Origin of the sequence: Streptomyces sp. NPDC127097, assembly GCF_042724075.1 — a bacterium.
Classification (GTDB): domain Bacteria; phylum Actinomycetota; class Actinomycetes; order Streptomycetales; family Streptomycetaceae; genus Streptomyces.
In genome coordinates this window covers 20,576-38,680 of sequence record NZ_JBHXFI010000019.1, presented here as the reverse complement: position 1 = coordinate 38,680, position 18,105 = coordinate 20,576, and the positions used below count along the sequence as shown (strand labels likewise).

The 18,105-nt window shown below is 74.8% G+C and carries 14 protein-coding genes; 12 read left to right on the top strand and 2 right to left on the bottom strand.

What is annotated here, in order from left to right:
- Positions 1 to 238: 238 nt before the first annotated feature.
- The 12 genes from ACFWJW_RS17005 (at position 239) to ACFWJW_RS16950 (ending at position 15,686) form a co-directional block, all read left to right on the top strand.
- Positions 239 to 1,714: an MFS transporter gene (locus ACFWJW_RS17005; protein WP_387241124.1), complete on the top strand. Its 1,476-nt coding sequence runs from the start codon at positions 239 to 241 to the stop codon at positions 1,712 to 1,714.
- Positions 1,714 to 4,290, top strand: a complete 2,577-nt coding sequence (locus ACFWJW_RS17000; RefSeq protein WP_387241121.1) for an AMP-binding protein — start codon at positions 1,714 to 1,716, stop codon at positions 4,288 to 4,290. The genes ACFWJW_RS17005 and ACFWJW_RS17000 overlap by 1 nt, the downstream gene beginning before the upstream one ends.
- A gap of 107 nt (positions 4,291 to 4,397) precedes the next feature.
- Complete coding sequence (locus tag ACFWJW_RS16995) at positions 4,398 to 5,492, top strand: MFS transporter (RefSeq protein WP_387241356.1); 1,095 nt, start codon at positions 4,398 to 4,400, stop codon at positions 5,490 to 5,492.
- Between the two features lie 145 nt (positions 5,493 to 5,637).
- Positions 5,638 to 6,267 carry a dihydrofolate reductase family protein gene (locus ACFWJW_RS16990; RefSeq protein WP_387241118.1) on the top strand — a complete coding sequence of 210 codons (630 nt, stop codon included), beginning with the start codon at positions 5,638 to 5,640 and terminating at the stop codon, positions 6,265 to 6,267.
- A gap of 314 nt (positions 6,268 to 6,581) precedes the next feature.
- Entirely contained in the window at positions 6,582 to 7,367 is a 786-nt protein-coding gene (locus ACFWJW_RS16985; protein ID WP_387241115.1) for a thioesterase II family protein, read from the top strand.
- Positions 7,364 to 9,040 carry an MFS transporter gene (locus ACFWJW_RS16980; protein WP_387241112.1) on the top strand — a complete coding sequence of 559 codons (1,677 nt, stop codon included), beginning with the start codon at positions 7,364 to 7,366 and terminating at the stop codon, positions 9,038 to 9,040. The genes ACFWJW_RS16985 and ACFWJW_RS16980 overlap by 4 nt, the downstream gene beginning before the upstream one ends.
- Before the next feature lie 214 nt (positions 9,041 to 9,254).
- On the top strand, positions 9,255 to 9,518 hold the full coding sequence (locus ACFWJW_RS16975; protein WP_387241109.1) for an acyl carrier protein: 264 nt from the start codon (positions 9,255 to 9,257) through the stop codon (positions 9,516 to 9,518).
- On the top strand, positions 9,518 to 10,747 hold the full coding sequence (locus ACFWJW_RS16970) for a beta-ketoacyl-[acyl-carrier-protein] synthase family protein (protein WP_387241106.1): 1,230 nt from the start codon (positions 9,518 to 9,520) through the stop codon (positions 10,745 to 10,747). The genes ACFWJW_RS16975 and ACFWJW_RS16970 overlap by 1 nt, the downstream gene beginning before the upstream one ends.
- 115 nt (positions 10,748 to 10,862) lie before the next feature.
- A complete protein-coding gene (locus tag ACFWJW_RS16965; protein WP_387241103.1) occupies positions 10,863 to 12,158 on the top strand; it encodes a polyprenyl synthetase family protein in 1,296 nt (431 codons plus the stop codon).
- The gene (crtI, locus tag ACFWJW_RS16960) at positions 12,155 to 13,690 is read left to right on the top strand and encodes a phytoene desaturase family protein (RefSeq protein WP_387241100.1); all 1,536 of its coding nucleotides are present in this window, start codon (positions 12,155 to 12,157) and stop codon (positions 13,688 to 13,690) included. Before ACFWJW_RS16965 ends, crtI begins: the two co-directional genes overlap by 4 nt.
- The gene (locus tag ACFWJW_RS16955) at positions 13,687 to 14,676 is read left to right on the top strand and encodes a phytoene/squalene synthase family protein (RefSeq protein WP_387241097.1); all 990 of its coding nucleotides are present in this window, start codon (positions 13,687 to 13,689) and stop codon (positions 14,674 to 14,676) included. The genes crtI and ACFWJW_RS16955 overlap by 4 nt, the downstream gene beginning before the upstream one ends.
- The gene (locus tag ACFWJW_RS16950; RefSeq protein ID WP_387241094.1) at positions 14,673 to 15,686 is read left to right on the top strand and encodes a DUF5914 domain-containing protein; all 1,014 of its coding nucleotides are present in this window, start codon (positions 14,673 to 14,675) and stop codon (positions 15,684 to 15,686) included. Before ACFWJW_RS16955 ends, ACFWJW_RS16950 begins: the two co-directional genes overlap by 4 nt.
- Before the next feature lie 99 nt (positions 15,687 to 15,785).
- On the opposite strand, the gene ACFWJW_RS16945 is transcribed toward ACFWJW_RS16950, so the two are convergent.
- Positions 15,786 to 17,348 carry an FAD-dependent oxidoreductase gene (locus ACFWJW_RS16945; protein WP_387241091.1) on the bottom strand — a complete coding sequence of 521 codons (1,563 nt, stop codon included), beginning with the start codon at positions 17,346 to 17,348 and terminating at the stop codon, positions 15,786 to 15,788.
- The gene (locus tag ACFWJW_RS16940; protein ID WP_387241088.1) at positions 17,345 to 18,073 is read right to left on the bottom strand and encodes a class I SAM-dependent methyltransferase; all 729 of its coding nucleotides are present in this window, start codon (positions 18,071 to 18,073) and stop codon (positions 17,345 to 17,347) included. Before ACFWJW_RS16940 ends, ACFWJW_RS16945 begins: the two co-directional genes overlap by 4 nt.
- Positions 18,074 to 18,105 lie beyond the last annotated feature (32 nt).

The following is an 18,105-nucleotide window of genomic DNA, read 5'->3' as shown; positions in this document are numbered from 1 at the left end:
AAATAGCTTGCGCGTCGGGGGCACACAAGGTCATCACCCGGAAAGCCACCCCACACTTCTTCCTCTTGCCCTGGCATGGAAATGACGACACGTGTCGATTCAGCCGCCGGCATCTGCATCAATTCGTGGACGGCATCGCATTTCTGATCAACGGTTAGCCCCAGCCCAAGAGAAGACCGAGAACCGAATGTCGCTGGCAGCAAGTCGACCGAAAATGATGTCGCGTACCCGCGGTGTCGTGGCCACCGCGTACCTGAGTCTGTTCATGGTCTCCGCGGACAACTCCATCATCAACACCGCGGTACCCCGGATATCGGCGTCCTTGGAGGCGGGCACGCCCGCCGTGCAATTCGCGATCGACGCCTACATGCTGGTCTTCGCCTCCTCGCTGATCATCGCGGGCGGCGCCGTCGACCGTATGGGGGCCCGCCGTTCCTACGCCGTGGGCGTCATGGTGTTCACCGCCGCCTCGCTGCTGGGCGCCTTCGCGCCCTCGGTGCCCGCCCTGGTGCTGTCCCGCGCGGGCATGGGCATCGGCGCGGCCTTCATCGTGCCGAGCATCTTCGGGCTGTTCGCCACGGAACTGACCGAGAGCGGCCGCCGGCGCGTGCTGGCGCTGTGGCCGGCCGTCGTCGGTCTCGGCGTGGCCATCGGCCCGGTGCTGGGCGGTCTGCTGCTGACCCGGTTCTGGTACGGCTCGATCTTCCTCATCAATGTCCCGGTCGGGGTGATCGCGCTGATCGGTGCCGCCACCCTCATCCAGCGCCGGGACCCGGTGCCCACCACCGGGCGCCCGGACCTCATCGGGGCGGTGCTGCTGCTGATCGGCGTCGGGGTGTTCGCCTCGGCCATCATCTTCGCCGTCGACGACCGGCTCCCCGGCTGGCTGCGGATCGGCCTGGGTGCCGTCGGTCTGCTGGCGCTGACCGGGTACACCGTCCACGAACGGCGCACCGAGCGGCCGCTGTTCGATCTCGGCTACTTCCGGGTGCGGAAGTTCACCGGGGCCGTCGTGGCCATGTCCGGGCTGTTCTTCGCCCTGTTCGGCACGGTGTTCCTGGCCGGCCAGTTCACCCAATACGGCCTGGGCTGGAGCCCCTTGCTGGCCGGTGCCGGACTGCTGCCGCTGGCGGTGGGGCTGACCGTCGCCTCGCTGTCCTGCGCCGCGATCACCGCGCGGGCCGGGGCCAAGGCCGTCGTGGCCACCGGACTCGGCCTCGGTGCCCTCGGCTGTGCGCTCTGCGCCATGGCCACCGCGGACCTGCGGTATCCGCTGCTCGCCGCGGGGCTGCTGTGCTGCGGACTCGGCATGGGGTCGTCCGTCGGACCCGCGCTGACCCTGATCGTCACCAGCCTGCGACCGGACGACGCGGGCGTCGGGTCCTCCGTGAACGCCATGTTCCAGCAGATCTGCGGCGCCGGCGGCGTCGCGGTGATGGGGCTGGTGTTCTCCGCGGGCTACGGCGCGCAGATCGCCTCGGTGCCCGGTCTGCCGGCCGCGGCCCGCTCGGTCAATGAGGGCCATGACCTGCTCGCCCACGGATCCCGGCAGGCCGCGGCCTGGTTCGCCGACGGGCTGAGCTCCGGTCTGCTCGCTGCCTGGATCACCGGCGCGGCGGTGGCGGCGGTCGCCGCGCTCACCGTCCTGGTGATCCTGCCCGCCACCCCCACGAGTACCTCCGTGACTCCCCGTTCGCGAAAGGTGAACGCCTGATGACTTCGGAAACCGGCGGCATGCTGTACGCCGCGATCGCCGCGCATGCGAGCGACCGTCCCGAGAAGACCGCGCTGTCCCGCGGCGACCACAGGCTGAGCTACCGCGAACTCGCCACGGCCGCGGACACCCTGGCCACGCGGCTGCACGACGTCGGTGTGACGGCGGAGAGCGTGGTCGTCATCGACCTGCCGGTGGGCTTCGACACCATCGTCGCGATGGCCGCGGTCAGCCGGGCCGGCGCGGCCTTCACCCTGCTGGAGCCGGAGCTGCCGGACTCCCGTAAGCAGCTGATCATCGACGACTGCCGCCCGGCCGCGCTGATCACGGAGTCGGGGCTGACACGTGGCCCCGAGCCGGGTCCGCCGCTGGACGAACGCCTGGTCCGGCGCACCTCGCCCGCCGCGTACGTCGGCTACACCTCGGGGTCGACCGGCGTGCCCAAGGGCGCCGTCATCGAGCAGGCCGCCCTGGAGAACCACGTCCGGCGCACCATCGAGTGGTACGGGCTGACCTCGGCCGACACCCGGCTGCTCTTCTCCTCGATCGCCTTCGACCTGGCGCTCGAACAGATCTGCACCTCGATGGCCGTCGGCTGTGAACTCGTCTTCCGGGACGAGGCGTTCGTGTACGGCGGCGCCGAGGACTTCCTGCATCACTGCCGCCGGCTCGGGATCACCGTGCTGAGCCTGCCGACGGGCGTGTTCAACCGGTTCGGTGCCGAACTGGCCGGTTCGGACGGTCGGTTCGCGCCGGATCTGCGGCTGGTGATGGCCGGCGGCGAGGCGCCGACCCAGGGCGCCGTGGCCGCCTGGGCGAACGCCGCGCCGGGCGGCACCCGCGTGGTCAACGGCTACGGCCCGACCGAGACGGCCGTCGTCGTCTGCTACCGGGACCTGCTGCCCGGCGACGACATCGCGGTCGGTGCGCCGATGGACGGGGTCCGGTTCCGGCTGGCACCGATCGGCACCGAGGGGGACGCGTCCGAGCTGGTCATCCAGGGCGTCGCGGTGGGCCGTGGTTACCTGGGGCGGGCCGCGTCGTCCTCGGCGTTCGGTCTGCTCGACGGCAAGTGGTCCTATCGCACCGGTGATGTGGCCACCGCCCGGCCCGACGGCGGCTACGACCTGCACGGCCGCTTCGACGCCCAGGTCAAGGTGAACGGCGGCTTCCGGGTGGAACCCGGTGAGATCGTCTCCCGGCTGCTGGCCGTCGACTACGTGCTCGACGCGGTGGTCGTGCCGTTCGACGGCGCTGCCGGCCGCCTGCTGGCCGCGTTCGTCCGGCTCGACGGCGGCCGCGCAGCGCACCAGGATCCCGAAGCGGCGCTCGTGCGGCAGCTCGCGCAGACCCTGCCCGACTACATGGTGCCCTCGCAGGTCACCGTGCTGGACGAGTTCCCGCTGACGTCCCGCGGCAAGGTCGATCAGGCGGCGCTGCTCGACCGGGCACGGACCCGGCCGGGCGCGGACGCCGAGGAGGACGCCGACCCGGCGGATGTGACCGCACAGCTGCGGCTGGCCTGGCGACACGTGCTGGGCAGCCCGCCCGAGGACGGCTCGACGAGCTTCTTCGCGGTCGGCGGCAACTCGGTCCGGGCGATCGAGCTGATCACCCAGGTGCGCAGCCGGCTGGATGTGCAGCTGCGCGCCGCCGAGCTGTACCGGACCCCCGGTTTCGACGCGCTGGCACGGCTGCTGACCGACCGTCGTGACGGCATTCCGACCGCCCACCACACGACCGGCACCACCCTCGTGCCGATGCGGCCGGCCGGCGCGGACCGGCTGTGGGTCTTCCTGCCGCCGCTGTCCGGCGCGGTCACCCGCTACGCCTCGCTGTCCCGGCTGCTGCCCGCCGACGACACCGTGTGGGCCATGGAGACCCCGCCCGAACTGTCCGGCAAGGGCATGGCGGCGCTCGCCGACGGTCTCGCCGAGGTCCTGCTGGCCCACGACGTCGACCGGTACGGCACCATCTGTGTCTCCGGATTCTCGCTGGGCGGGGTGTTCGGCTACGAGGTCGCCCGCCGGCTCCGCGACAGCTGCGGCGACGCGGTGCGGGCCCTGCTCATCGACCCGCCGGACCCCGGCGCCCACCGGGTGCGGGTGCAGGACGCCTTCGACATCTTCGTCCGGGTCGGCTGGTCCATCCCCGTGCCCGCCGAGCGGTTCGTCACCGAGGACGGCGGGTTCGACCTGGCCGCGGTCACCGCGGCGGCCAAGGACGCCGGGACCCTGGCGCGGGACGCCGGCCGGCAGGAGATCGAGGACGCCTGGGCGGTGTACGAATCCAATGCGCGGATCCTCGACGGCCTGGTGCTGAGCCCGCCCGACGGGCTCCCGGTGCGCATCCTCCAGGGCGACACCGGCGGCGAGATCGACTACGCCCGCCGCGGACCGACCGCCGTCACGGCCGGCGGCGGCACACCGTGGACCCGCGGACAGGCCCTCGGCCAGTGGCGGAACATCCTGCCCGACGACGCCGTGGACCGGCTGCCGGTCGATCACTTCGCCCTGCTCGAATCCCCCAACGACGAACTGGTCCGGGACTGGCTGGACGCCCGGGCACGGCACTGACCCGCACCGCGGGCCCTTGACGGGCGCCGGCGCCCGACCTCGCGGAAGGGCGCCGGCCGGCGGTGTGCCGGTGTCCCCGGCGGCGGGTCCGGCGCTGACGACGCGGCCTGGCCCCCACCAGCGGGGTCCTGATCGCCGCCCGGCTGGTGGAGGGGCTCGGCGCGGCCCTGATCGTCCCCGGCTCGCTCGCCCTCCTCCAACAGTCGTATCCGGCACCCGCCGAGCGCTCCCGGGCCTTCGGCCTCTGGGGCTCCATGGCGGGCGTCGCGGCCTCCGCCGGACCCCTCCTGGGGGGCCTCCTGGTCACCACCGTGGGCTGGCGCTGGGTGTTCTTCATCAATCTGCCCGTCGGATGCGCCTGTCTGTTGCTGACGCTGCGTCATGTCTCTGCTTCGGCCCGGCGCACGGACCGCCCCGTGGACTGGCCGGCCCAGTGCGCGCTCATCGCCACCGTCGCCCTGCTCACCACCGTCCTCAACGAGGCCGGACGACGGGGCTGGACCGACCCGCTGATCCTCAGCGGAGCCGGCCTGTGTCTGCTGTCGGCCGCCGCGTTCGTCCTGCGCGAGCGCCTGGCCGGTACCCCCGTGCTGCCGCTGCGGCTGCTGCGCTCCCGTCCCATGAGCGGGGCAGCGGCCATCGGACTCCTCTTCAACTTCGCCTTCTACGGCATGATCTTCACCGCCAGCCTGTACTTCCAGCACCACCGCGGCCTGACCGCGCTGCGCACCGGGCTCGCCCTCTTCCCGGCGGTGGCCATGACCATGTTCGCCTCCGTCCTGTCCGGGCGGCTGGCCCGCCGGACCGGCCACCGCCCGCTCGTGGTCACCGGCATGCTCCTGGGCGCGGCAGGTCTGGCCGGCTGGGCGGCCGCCGGCTCCCGTCCGGACTACCTGCTGCTGGTGGGGCCGATGATGGCGGCGGGCTTCGGCACGTCCTTCGCCCTCACCGGAGCGACCGCCACGGTGATGTCGGCCGCCCCGGACGCGTACTCCGGCACCGCCTCCGCGCTGTTCAACACCACCCGCCAGATCGGCAGCGCGGCAGGCGTCGCACTGGGCGGCTCCCTGCTGGCCGCCGCGGCCGGCTTCACCACCGGGCTGCGGACGAGCATGGCCATCGGCGCGGCCGCGTATCTGACGGCTGCCGCGCTCGCGTTCTTCTGCGTCCCGCCGAAGGGGCACCGCCCGGCCGCCGGCTGACGGGCGGCGGGCCGCGACGTACGGCCTGCGGTGATGTGTCGTGGTATGTACCCAGGACCGGCCGGTCGCGCGGCGAGCGATGAGTTCTCGCCGGCCCGGGAGTCCACCCCGGTAACGGCAGCTTCCGCACCCGAAGGGCAGCACCATGAGCACACTGATCGTCACCGCGTTCGTCACCATGGACGGCGTCATGCAGGCCCCCGGCGGCCCGAACGAGGACGTCGACGCGGGCTTCCCGCACGGCGGCTGGCAGGTCCCGTATGTCGACGACGAATTCATGGACCTCATGACCGGGGTCTTCGAGGAGACCGCCGACCATCTCCTGCTCGGCCGGAAGACCTACGACATCTTCGCCACCTACTGGCCCCGCGTCACCGACCCGGACAACGCGATCGCGGTGAAGCTCAACAGCATGCCCAAGTACGTCGCCTCACGCACCCGCACCAGCCTGGAGTGGAACAACTCCCAGCTGCTCGCGGGCGACGCCGCGGAGGCGGTCGCACGGCTCAAGGAGCAGCTCGACGGCGTGCTCATGACCCAGGGCAGCAGCGACCTCATCCGCACCCTCCAGCAGCACGACCTGGTCGACGAGTACCGGCTGCTGATCAACCCGGTGATCCTCGGCACCGGCAAGCGGCTGTTCGCCGAGGGCGCCGCCCCCACCGCCTGGCGGCTCACGGAATCCCGCACCTCCGGCGTGGGCGTCCAGTACTGCGTCTACCAACGGGCCGGGAAGCCCGAGTACGGCACCTTCGAGCTCGACGAGCAGGACTGAGCACCCGGCCGGGCTCCCGCGCGGCGGCCGGGCCCGGCTGCCGCCGTTGGTGTCAGAGGGGGACGGCGCCTTGCGTGGTGTGTGGAGTGCGGGGGCGGGGGAGGGCAGGGTCGGCGTGGGCACCGGTCCGGTGTCCGGCCGGAGGTCTCCGGACCCTGCCGGCCGGCGGGGTCCGCGGCCGGAACGCTCCGGACCGACGTCCGCACCCGGCCGGTCCCGGGCGGCCGGCGGTGCACGGGCGGAGCCCGGACCAGTGGAGCGAGAGGCGAAGGGCGTGTGTCGTGGGTGTCGGTTTCGCAGAAGAGTCGACGTCGGTGACGGTAGCGGCGTCGGCGGTGCCGGAGCGTGTGGTGCTGGCCGCCCGTCCGCAGGCCGCGCTGCGCTTGTATTGCGTGCCGCCCGCCGGGGCCGGCCCGGACTGCTATCTGCGCTGGGCGCCCTTGCTGCCGCCCTGGATCGAGCCCTGCTCCGTGTCGCTGCCCGGCCGCGGCAGCCGCGCCGCGGAACCCTCGCTGACCGACCCCGCGTATCTGAGCGCCCGGCTCGCCGCGGTGCTGGACGACTGGACCGACCCCCGGCCGTTCGCGGTCTTCGGACACAGCGCGGGCGCCCTGCTGGCCTACGAGGCGACCCGCCATCTGCGGCGCACCCACGGCCGGCTGCCGTCGCTGCTGGCGGTGTCCTCACTGTCCGCGCCGCATATCGACGCCTACAGCGCCGGCCTGCCGCCCCGGCTGACCGCCGGGCTGGAAGGCATCCGTGAACTCGTCGGCCCGATCCCCGACCAACTGCTCGCCGACGCCCGCCTGATGGCCGCGGCCTGCACCCCCCTGCTGGCCGACTGTCTGCTGCTCCTGCACTACCGGCACCGCCCCGAGCCGCCGCTCGACGTGCCGCTGGCCCTCTACGGCGGTGAACACGACCCCGTCACCAGCGTGCCGGACCTCCGGGCATGGAACGACCTGGTCACCACACCGGCCCCGGTCCAGCTCTTCCCCGGCGGGCACACCTACCTCCAGACGGAGACGAAAGCCCTGGTCGACCGGCTCACGGAGAACCTCGACCCGGCCCGGTACGCCCGCCCCGTGGCGACGGCATGACGGCCGCCGCGCCGGCCCGCACGCCGGCCGCCCCCGCACGCCGGGCGGCGGCGGCCGCCGTGGTGTGCCTCGGACTCTTCATGCTGGGCCTGGATCTGACGGTCCTCAATGTCGCGGTGCCCGACCTTCAGGGCGGCCTCGACACCTCCACCGCGCAGGTCCAGTGGATCGTCGACGGCTACGCCCTGGTCCTGGGCGGCACGGTGCTGGCCGTGGGTGCCTTCACCGACGCCTGGGGCCGGCGGCGTTCCTTCGTCTGCGGGGTGGCGGTCTGCGCGGGCGCCTCGCTGGGCGGCGCGCTGTCCGCGCAGCCGTGGCAGGTGATCACCGCGCGCTGCACCATGGGTGCCGGGGCCGCGCTGCTGATGCCGGCGACGCTGGCGGTCCTCCACCATCTGTTCCCCGAGGCCCGGTTGCGCAGCCGGGCGATCGCCGCCTGGGCCGCGGTCGGCGGCATGGGCGGCCTGTGCGGTCCGGTCATCGGCGGCTGGCTGGTGGAGCACTTCTCCTGGCGCGCCGCCTTCTGGATCAACCTGCCGCTCGCCGCCGTCATCATCGTCCTGGCCCTGCTCCTGGTGCCCGAGTCCCATGCGCGCCGGCGCGCCGGCTTCGATGTGCCCGGTGCCGCGCTGTCCGCCGCGGGCCTGCTGGTCCTGGTGTGGTCCATCACCGAGAGCCCGCACCGCGGCTGGACCAGCCCGGCCGCGCTGACCGGATTCGCCGCCGCCGCGCTGCTGCTGGCCGCGTTCGTCCGCCGGCAACTGCACACGCCCGCGCCGATGCTCCCGCTGTCCCTGCTGCGGGTGCCGGCCATCGGGGTGGCCGCGGTGGCCCTGGCGCTGATGTCCTTCGCCATGTTCGGCGCGCTGTTCGTGCTGACCCTCTACCTCCAGGGGGTGCTGGGCTTCAGCCCCTTGCAGGCCGGGTTGCGGACGCTGCCCCTGCCGGCGGGGCTGGCGCTCGGCGCGGGGTGCGCGGTGCCGGTACGGGCGCGGCTGGGCGGTCGGGTCCCCGTCGTGGGCGGACTGGCCCTGGTGACGGTCGGCTTCGCGATCCTGGCGACCACCACCCCGGACTCCGACTACCCGCACTGTGCGGCCTTCCAGCTGGTGGCGGGTTTCGGGGCCGGGCTGGTGGCGGCCGCGGCCACCGAATCGGTGATGGGCTCGGTCGCCACCGAAAGAGCCGGGCTCGGCTCGGCCATCAACGACGCGACCCGCCAGGTCGGTTCCGCCCTCGGGGTGGCCGTGCAGGGCTCCCTGCTCGCGGCCGTCTTCACCTCCCGGCTCACCGCCTCCCTCACCGATCTGCACGCCCCCGCGCCGGTGGCCGCCGCGGCCCGGCACAGCATGCTGTCGGTCCCCGCACAGGCGATGCGGCTGCCCGGCCCGCTGCGCAGCAGTGTGCTGTCCGCCGCACGACGCGCCTTCACGGACGCCATGACGCTCACCGCCGTCGTCGCCGGAGCCGTCACCCTGCTCACCGCCGCGGCCGCGGCACGCTGGCTCGGCCGGCCGGACCGCCGGACGGCGCGCCCCGGGCCGGCGGTGCCCGGCTCCACGGACCGCAGCCGGCGCCCAGGGAAGAGGAGCGTCCGGCGCTATAGAGCGATAAGTCACTCGTTCAGAGGTGCCTTCATGACCCGGGCCGGAGGAGACGGTCGGCGACAGTAGAGCGCGAGCCCGACCCCTGCGCACCGGCCCCCGGTGCCGGCCGCCCCCGCCCGCCTGGAGCCACGATGCAGACCCCGTCCGCACCCGCACCTCCCACGGTGCCCCGGGCTCCTTCCGCGCGGCCGCGCGGCGCCTGCCGGAAGCGGTCTCCCGCCTCCGGACGGCGCCCCGCCCGCGGCGGCCGGCACCCCCACCCCAACCGAAGGAGCCACCCGTGCCCACCAGTGCAGAGCTGATCACCAGCACCCTCACCGAGACCTTCGACCTCGACCCGGCCGAGGTCAGCCCCGAGCGCACCTTCGAGGACCTCGGCCTGGACTCCCTCGCGCTGGTCGAGATGGGCCTGATGCTTCAGGAGCGCACCGGGATCTCGCTGGACGACGTTCCGCTGCGGACGACCCTCGGCGAACTCGCCGCGCTGATCGACAGCGGTACGGCCGAGCAGGCCCTGACCACCGCGCCGAACAGCGGCAGCTGATGCCCGGTCAGTGCCGAGACGCCGCCGTCACCGGCCTGGGCGTCGTCAGCCCGGCCGGGGTCGGCGCGCGGGCCACCTGGGACACCCTGCTCACCGGCCGGTCCACCGCCGCCCGGGACCCGGGGCTGGCGGGGCTGCCGGTGGACATCTCCTGCCAGGTGCCCGACTTCGACACCGCGCGCCTGGTCGGCCGGAAAGCCGCCTGGCGGCTGGACCGCTTCGTCGCCATGGCGCTGCTCGCCGCCCGGCACGCCGTCGCCGACGCCGGTCTCGACCCCACCGAGTGGGACGCCTCGCGGGTCGGCGTGGTCATCGGCACCGGCACCGGGAGCATGGAGCGCTACGTCCCCGAGTTCGCCAAGCTCGCGGCCGGCCGCCCGCTGGACATCTCGCCCCTGGCCATCACCCGTAGCGTGCCCAACATGGCGGCCGCCGAAATCGCCCTCGACCTGACGGCCACCGGACCCAACTTCGCCGTCTCCACCGCCTGCGCCTCCGGCAGCAGCGCCCTCGGCGTCGCCCGTGACCTGCTGCGCGCCGGGACCTGCGACCTCGTGCTGGCCGGCGGCGCGGAATCCGCCCGCCACCCCATCCCCGCCGCCTGCTTCCACCGGATGGGCGCCCTGTCCCGGCGCACGGACGACCCGGCGGACGCCAGCCGCCCGTTCGACGCCGCACGCGACGGTTTCGTGCTCTCCGAAGGCGCCGCCGTGCTGGTCCTGGAACGCCCGGAGCACGCCCGCGCCCGCGGTGCGCGCCCGCGTGCGGAGCTGGTGGGCTACGGGGCGAGCTGCGACGCCTACCACTACGCCGCTCCCGACCCCGAGGGCCGGGGCGCCGCGGCCGCCCTCACCGCGGCCCTGGCCGACGCCGGTCTGGCGCCCCGGGACATCGATCACGTCAATGCGCACGGCACCGGCACCCGCCTGAACGACCTGGCCGAAGCCAGGGCGCTGCGCGCCGTCTTCCCCGAGCCGCCCGCCGTCACCTCCCTCAAGGGCGCGCTCGGCCACGCCATCGGAGCGGCGGGTGCCATCGAGGCGGCCGTCACGGTCATGAGCCTCCAGAACGACACCATCCCGCCCACCGCCAACCACGAGGACCCCGACCTCGATATCGACCTCGACATCGTGGCCAAAGCCCCTCGCCGCACACCCCTGTCCGCCGCCGCCAGCACATCGTTCGGCTTCGGCGGCCAGAACGCCGCCCTCATCTTCCGGTCCGCCTGACCCGCGGACCGGGCCGCGCACGGCCGCCGTTGCCACACCCGGCCGGCGGCGCTCCCGGACCCGGTGCGCGGCCCGCCGCCGACCTCCGCCGACCGACGCGACGAGAGGAACCACGATGCGCCGTCGTACCGGGGCCACCGCGCCCCGCACGCCGCGCGAGACCAGCCCGCCGCCGGCCGGTCCGCGGCCCGGGACGGCCGTACCGCACCGTGCTGACACCTGCTCAGCCGGCCTCGGACCGGACACCGTCGACGCGGATGTGCCGGCCGCCGTGGGACGGATGCTCGTCGGCGTCCTCGGTGAGCAGGTCGCGCGGGCGGCCGGGATCGAGCGCACCTTCGCACGCGATGTCGCCGCCCGGGTCGCCCGCTTCACCCTGGACGGCGGCAAGCGCACCCGCTCCCAGTTCCTGTGGTGGGGGCTGCGGTCCTGCCAGGACCGGCCGGGCGCCGGTGACGTGGCGACGGCGCTCCGGGTGGCCGCCGCCGTCGAACTCCTCCAGACCTGTGCGCTCATCCACGACGACGCCATGGACCGGTCACCGCTGCGCCGCGGCCGGCCCGCGGTCCATGCCGCGTTCGCCGGCCAGTACGCGACGCCGGACACCGTGGAAGCGGCCGGCCGGTTCGGCACCGCCGCCGCCGTACTCACCGGCGATCTCGCCCTCGCCTGGGCGGATGACACGGTCGCCGGTGTCGAACTGGGCGCGGAGGCCGGTCCGCGGGTGCGGCACCTCTGGCGGGCGATGCGGATGGAGATGGTGGCCGGCCAGTACCTCGACCTGTACGGCCAGATCGCCGGCGCCCGTTCCGTGGCGCTGGCCGTCCGCACCGCGTACCTCAAGAGCGCGCGGTACTCGGTGGAGCGGCCGCTGGCCCTCGGCGCGGCGCTGGCCGGGGCCGATGAGCCCACCACCCGCGCCCTGAGTGCCGCCGGCCGCTGTGCCGGGGTGGCCTTCCAGTTCCAGGACGACCTGATGGGGGTGTTCGGGGACCAGGAGCGGACCGGCAAACCGTCCGGCGGCGACATCCGGGAGGGCAAGCACACCTATCTGCTCGCGGTCGGCCGGGCCCGCGCCGTGCAGCGCCGCGACCGGGCGGCCCTCGCGCTCCTCGACCGCTGTGTCGGTGACAGCGGGCTGGACGCCGCGGACCTGGAGCGGGTGCGCGCCGTCCTCGTGGCCACCGGCGCCCCCGGCCTGGTCGAACGGCGCATCCACCGGCTGGTCGCCCGCAGCGTCCGCCATCTCGCCGCGGCCGCCCCGGAACCCGCCGCGGCCGCCCGGCTGCGCGGCCTCTTCGCGTCCGTCGCCGGCCTCCGCACCGCCACCGGCCCCCCGCGCCCGGCGGCACGAACCGGCAGCGCATCCGGGCCCGTTCCCGCCCCGGTCGCCGAGAGGGGCACCGTATGAGAACCGTCCAGGGCCCCACCGACCATGTGGTGGTGGTCGGCGCCGGTCTCTCCGGCCTGGCCGCCACGCTGCATCTGCTCGGTGCCGGACGGCAGGTGACGGTCGTCGAACGGGCGGCGCTGCCCGGCGGCCGGGCCGGGCGGATCGAAAGCCGGGGCTATCACCTCGACACCGGACCGACCGTGCTGACCATGCCGGACCTCATCGACGAGGCGTTCGCCGCGGTCGGCGAGCGCCTCACCGACCGGATGGAACTGCGGCCCCTGCACCCCGCCTACCGCGCCCGGTTCGCCGACGGCAGCGAACTGGACGTCCACACGGACGCGGAGGCCATGGCGGCCGAGGTCGAACGGTTCGCCGGGCCCCGGGCCGCCGACGGCTACCGCCGGCTGCGCCGCTGGCTCCAGCAGCTGTACGCGGTCCAGCGCCACCGCTTCATCGACACCAACTTCGACTCACCGCTCCAGCTGATGCACCCGGACCTGGCCCGCCTCGCCGCACTCGGCGGCTTCGGGCGGCTCGACGACCGGATCGGCCGCTTCCTGCCCGACGCCCGGCTGCGCCGGGTCTTCTCCTTCCAGGCGCTGTATGCCGGGGTCCCGCCCGCACGCGCCCTGGCCGCCTATGCTGTCATCGCCTACATGGACACCGTCGCCGGGGTGTACTTCCCCCGCGGCGGGATGTACGCCCTGCCCCGGGCCATGGCGGACGCGGCCGCCGACGCCGGTGCCGCCTTCCGCTACGGACACCCCGTCACCCGGCTGGAACGCACCGGTGACCGGATCACGGCGGTGGTCACCGCGCACGAGCGCATCCCCTGCGACGCGGTGGTCCTCACCCCCGATCTGCCGGTCGTCCACCGGCTGCTCGGCCGGCGTCCCCGGCGCCCGGTCCGGCTCCGCCACGCACCGTCCGCGGTCGTCCTGCACGCCGGCACCGACCGGACCTGGCCGCGACTGGCGCACCACACGCTCTCCTTCGGCGCCGCCTGGGAGCGGACCTTCGAGGAACTCACCCGCACCGGCCGGCTGATGAGCGACCCCTCGCTGCTGCTCACCCGCCCCACCGCCACCGACCCGCAACTCGCCCCGCCGGGGCGGCACTTGCACTACATCCTGGCGCCCTGCCCCAACACCGACACCGGCCCCGGCGCCGGGGAGTGGCGCGACCTCGCCCCCCGGTACCGCGACAGCCTGCTCGCCGTCCTCGAACGCCGGGGGCTCACCGGCATCGGCGCCGCCATCGAGGAGTACCGCATGGTCACCCCGGCCGACTGGACGGCACAGGGGCTCGCCGCCGGAACGCCGTTCTCCGCCGCCCACACCTTCGCGCAGACCGGCCCCTTCCGCCCCCGCAACCTGGTACGCGGCACGGCGAACGCCGTCCTGGCGGGCTGTGGCACCACCCCGGGGGTGGGCGTCCCCACCGTCCTCATCTCCGGCAAGCTCGCCGCGGCCCGGATCACCGGCCCGCGGACCCCACGTCCCGCCGCCGGTTCGTCCCGCCCCGCCACGAGAGGCATCCCGGCATGACCGCACGCGAACTCGACGCCGCCGGCATCACCGACCCCGGCCTCCGTGAGGCATACGCCCACTGCCGCCGGCTCAACGCCCGGCACGGCAAGACCTACTTCCTCGCCACCCGGCTGCTGCCCGCGGCCCGCCGGCCGGCCGTCCACGCCCTGTACGGCTTCGCCCGCTGGGCCGACGACATCGTCGACGACCCCGCCACCGGCCACCCCACCACGGACCGCGCCCAGGCGCTCGACGCCCTCCAGCGCCGCCTCGACGACGGCCTGCGGGGCGGCGGGAGCAGCGAACCGGTGGTGCGCGCGGTGGCGCACACCGCGGCGGTGTACGGCATCGACCACCGCCATTTCGAGGACTTCATGGCCTCGATGCGCAGCGATCTGACGGTGACGGACTATCCGACCTACGCCGATCTGCGGCGCTATATGCACGGCTCCGCCGCGGTGATGGGGCTACAGATGCTGCCGGTGCTCGGCACCGTCGTACCGCAGGAGGAGGCCGTGCCGCACGCCGCGGCCCTCGGCATCGCCTTCCAGCTCACCAACTTCCTGCGCGATGTCGGCGAGGATCTCGACCGGGGCCGCGTCTACCTCCCCGCCGATCTGCTCGCGGCGCACGGCGTCGACCGCGCACTGCTCCGCTGGAGCCGGGACACCGGCCTCCCGGACCCGCGGATCACCGCGGCCCTGAAGGCGGCCGCCGCACTCACCCGCGGCGTCTACCGCGAGGCGCAGCCCGGCCTCGCCATGCTCGATCCGGTCTCCCGCCCTTGTATCCGCACCGCGTTCGTCCTCTACGGCGCCATCCTCGACGCCGTGCACGACGACGGATACGCCGTGCTGCACCGCCGCGCCGTGGTCTCCCGCCGACGCCGCGCGGCCACCGCCCTCGGCGGTCTGGCCCGTCTCGCCGCCACCCGCGTCACCGCCCGGCCGCCCGTGGTGCGGCCCGGCCGGGTGCCGCACCACGCGCAGGAGGAAACCCCATGACCCAGGAGGCCCGCCGGGCCCCGCGCCTCCCGCTCCGGCTGCGCCGCCGGCCCGAGCTGTGGGAACAGCAGCACCCCACCTGGCGCGACGCGAAGCCCGCGCGCATCGCCGACGCCGTCAAGGCCGCCCTCGCCCGCCCGTCCGGCAACTGGTTCGTCCTCGGCGCGGCCCGCGACGTCGGCGCACGCCGTGCCTTCGGCCGCACCGTCGCCGGGGTCGAGGTGGTCGCCTGGCGGGACGCCGGCGGCCGCCTGATCGCCGGCCCCGGGGCCTGCCCGCACCTCGGCGCGCCCCTCGCGCAGGGGCCCGTACGCTGCGGCATCCTCCGCTGCCGGTGGCACGGACTCGCCCTGGACGGTGCCCCGTTCGCCGGCTGGGAGCCGTTCCCCGCCCATGACGACGGGCTGCTGGCCTGGGTACGGCTCGACGAGGCGGGCGGCGAACGCCCGCTGGTGCAGCCCGTGCCGCCCGACCGGCCGCGCCCGGCGGGCGCCGTCGCCACCGTCTACACCGGCACCGGCCGCTGCGAACCCGAGGACGTGGTCGCCAACCGCCTCGACCCCTGGCACGGTGCCTGGTTCCACCCCTACTCCTTCGTCGACCTCACCGTGCTCGACACCCCGGCGGAGCACGGCGCGGAACGGCCCGACGGCCTCACCGTCCAGGTCTCCTTCAAGGTCGCCGGACGCGCGGTGGTGCCGGTCACCGCGCTGTTCACCGCCCCCGGCCCCCGTACGGTGGTGATGCGCATCCTGGAGGGCGAAGGGCAGGGATCCGTGGTGGAGACCCATGCCACGCCCCTGGGGCCGGACGACCTGGGACGCCCGCGCACCGTGGTCATCGAGGCGATCGTCGCCACCTCCCGGCGCCCCGGCTTCGCCCTGGCCCGCGCGGCCGCCCCCGCCCTGCGTCCGCTGATGCGGGCCGCCGCGGGCCGGCTGTGGCGGGACGATCTCGCCTACGCCGAACGCCGCTGGCAACTGCGCACCAGCGGCCGGCATCCGGGCTGACCCCGGGCGGCATCCGGGGGCAGCCCGGAGGGTGGGGTGCCGCCCGGCCCGGCCGGGCCCCGCCCGCGGGCCCGTAGCCTGGACCGCGGCGCGCCCCGGTCACCTTTCGGCCCGCCGGGCCGCCCACCGCAGGGCCGCCGACCGGCCCCGGTCCGGCACGGTCCACAGGGTCTGGCCGCGCAGGCCCCAGCGCGCCAACAGCGCGTTCGCCGCGAGGAATCCGGTCGTCGCGGCCCGCTCCATCAACGCCACCGGCAGCCCGGTCCGTACCGTGTCGCCCGCGACCACCACCCGGGGGTCGGGGGTGTGCACGGTGGGCCGGTCGGGGAAGCCGCCCACCGGGAACAGCGGGCAGTCCGCGCGCCACTCGTGACGGCGGTCGGTGATCCGGACACCGCGGGTCTCCGGGTAGACGGCGTTCAACTGCTCCACCAGACGGCGCTGTTCACGTTCCCGGTCGGCGCCCGGGGCGACGGCGTAGGCGTGCAGTTCGAGCACCGAGCCGCCGGTGCGGGCGGACCAGCGCGCCGCCTCGCCTTCCCAGCGCTCCAGCACGCTCACATTGTCCAGCGACCCGAAACCGCTGGTGCCCAGGAAGCCGGGCCGGTCGGCGGCCACCCGCCGTGCCAGCCACAGCCGCGACACCAGGAACGGCGGCGCGGTCCGCAGCCGCCCGATCCGCGCCCGCCAGGCGGCATCCGCCACCTCGGGCGAGGCGGCGACGAGCCGGCCCAGCCCGCCCGGGTCCAGCGCCAGCACCACCGCGTCGAACCGGCGGTCCACGCCCTCCCCGGCAGCGACCCGCATCCCCCCGCCCGCCACCGGCGCGACCTCCGTCACCTCCGTGCCCGTGCACAACCGGACGCCGTGCCCTTCCAGATACCGGCCGAGGGGCTCCCACAGCGCCTGCGGAAACGGCTCATCGGGCACATCGAACAGCAGCCCCTCACTGGAGCCCAGGAAGTAGATGTGGAACATCAACACCAGCTCCGCGGCCGACAGTTCCCGCGGGTCCGCGAAGAAGCTCCGGGAGAACACCTCGAAGGCCAGGTGCCGCGCGGCCTCGGGAAACCGGATACCGGCGAGGAAGTCGGCGGCGCTGACGCGGTCCAGCCGCCGATAGACCTGCGGCACCCTGACGTCCAGCAGCGGCAGCGCGGCGCCGGGGCGCATCCGCCCCAGGTCCCGCCAGGTGAAGCTGGGACTCAGCGCCACAAAGCCCAGTGCGCTCCACGGCGGGGTCCGGGGCACCCGGGCGAAGCTGTCCCGCAGGCCCGACCGGTGGTGCAGCGGGTAGTCGGGCAGCCGTCTGAGCATCCCCAGCCCCGGGTCGACCCGGCGCAACAGCCCCCGCAGGTTGTAGTACTGGGGAAAGAACGCATGGAAACCGCGGCTCATGGTCGCCGCCGAGCCGTCGGCGAGCCGCACCGGCCAGCCCGCCAGCCGGCCGCCGAGGACCCCGGCACGCTCGTACAGCGTCACCCGCACCCCGCGCTCGGCCAGTGCGGTCGCGGCGCAAAGGCCGGCGATCCCGCCGCCGATCACCGCCACCTCCGGACGGTCGCCCGCCGCCCGGTCCCGCCCCGGCGGCCCCGGCACCGTCCGGGCCCGCCGGTCACGTCCGCGCCGCGCGGTACCGCCGTCGTCGGGCCGAGGCGTCACGCCCCCTCCTCGCGGACGCCGGCCGTGGCGGCGACGAAGGTGTGGGTGATGCCGGTCTGCCAGCCGGTCAGCGGCAGGGCCCGCACCTGCCGGAAGCCCGCCCGGCGCAGCCGCCCGGTGAACTCCGCGGCGGTGTCGAACGCGAGGACGCTGCGCCACAGATGGCGGTACAGGCCGGCGTCCCCCGCGAGCCGCCCGGCCGGCCGCAGGATGCCGGCGCACACCGCCGTCCACACGGCGCGGGGCACCGCCCCGCCGGACAGCGTGTACTCATGTACGGCCAGCCGCCCGCCCGGCACCAGCGCCTCCCGTGCCGCCCCGAGGACCGCGTCCGGGTCCGTGACATTGCGGAAGAGATACGCGGCGAAGACGGCGTCGAAGCCACCGGCCACACCGGCCTCGGCCAGGCGTTCCACCGGTGCGTGCACGAAGGAGACCCCGGGCGGCCAGGGCTTGCCGGCGGCGCGCGCCAGCATGCCGGCCGAGGCGTCGACGGCGGTGATCTCGGCGTGCGGGGCGACCGCGAGCAGCGCCGCCGTCGAGGCGCCGGTGCCGCACCCCAGATCCAGCACCCGCAGTCCACGGCCCGCCTCGGGCAGCCCCAACCGCCGGGCGGAACGCCGCAGTTGGCCGTGGTAGCCGGGATTCACCGCGACCAGCCGGTCGTAGCTGCGGGACGCATGGTCGAAGGCGGCGATCAGTTCGCCGTCGTGCAGCAGGGCCATGGATGTCTCCTCCGGTGACGGGGCAAGAGCGG

What these genes read in the sequence shown, in the direction of transcription:
- ACFWJW_RS16990 (WP_387241118.1), top strand. Translation starts at nt 5,638, where the DNA reads ATGAGCACACTGATCGTCACCGCGTTCGTCACCATGGACGGCGTCATG.
- ACFWJW_RS16980 (WP_387241112.1), top strand. Translation starts at nt 7,364, where the DNA reads ATGACGGCCGCCGCGCCGGCCCGCACGCCGGCCGCCCCCGCACGCCGG.
- ACFWJW_RS16950 (WP_387241094.1), top strand. Translation starts at nt 14,673, where the DNA reads ATGACCCAGGAGGCCCGCCGGGCCCCGCGCCTCCCGCTCCGGCTGCGC.
- ACFWJW_RS16940 (WP_387241088.1), bottom strand. Translation starts at nt 18,073, where the DNA reads ATGGCCCTGCTGCACGACGGCGAACTGATCGCCGCCTTCGACCATGCG.
- crtI (WP_387241100.1), top strand. Translation starts at nt 12,155, where the DNA reads ATGAGAACCGTCCAGGGCCCCACCGACCATGTGGTGGTGGTCGGCGCC.
- ACFWJW_RS17000 (WP_387241121.1), top strand. Translation starts at nt 1,714, where the DNA reads ATGACTTCGGAAACCGGCGGCATGCTGTACGCCGCGATCGCCGCGCAT.
- ACFWJW_RS16955 (WP_387241097.1), top strand. Translation starts at nt 13,687, where the DNA reads ATGACCGCACGCGAACTCGACGCCGCCGGCATCACCGACCCCGGCCTC.
- ACFWJW_RS16970 (WP_387241106.1), top strand. Translation starts at nt 9,518, where the DNA reads ATGCCCGGTCAGTGCCGAGACGCCGCCGTCACCGGCCTGGGCGTCGTC.
- ACFWJW_RS16965 (WP_387241103.1), top strand. Translation starts at nt 10,863, where the DNA reads ATGCGCCGTCGTACCGGGGCCACCGCGCCCCGCACGCCGCGCGAGACC.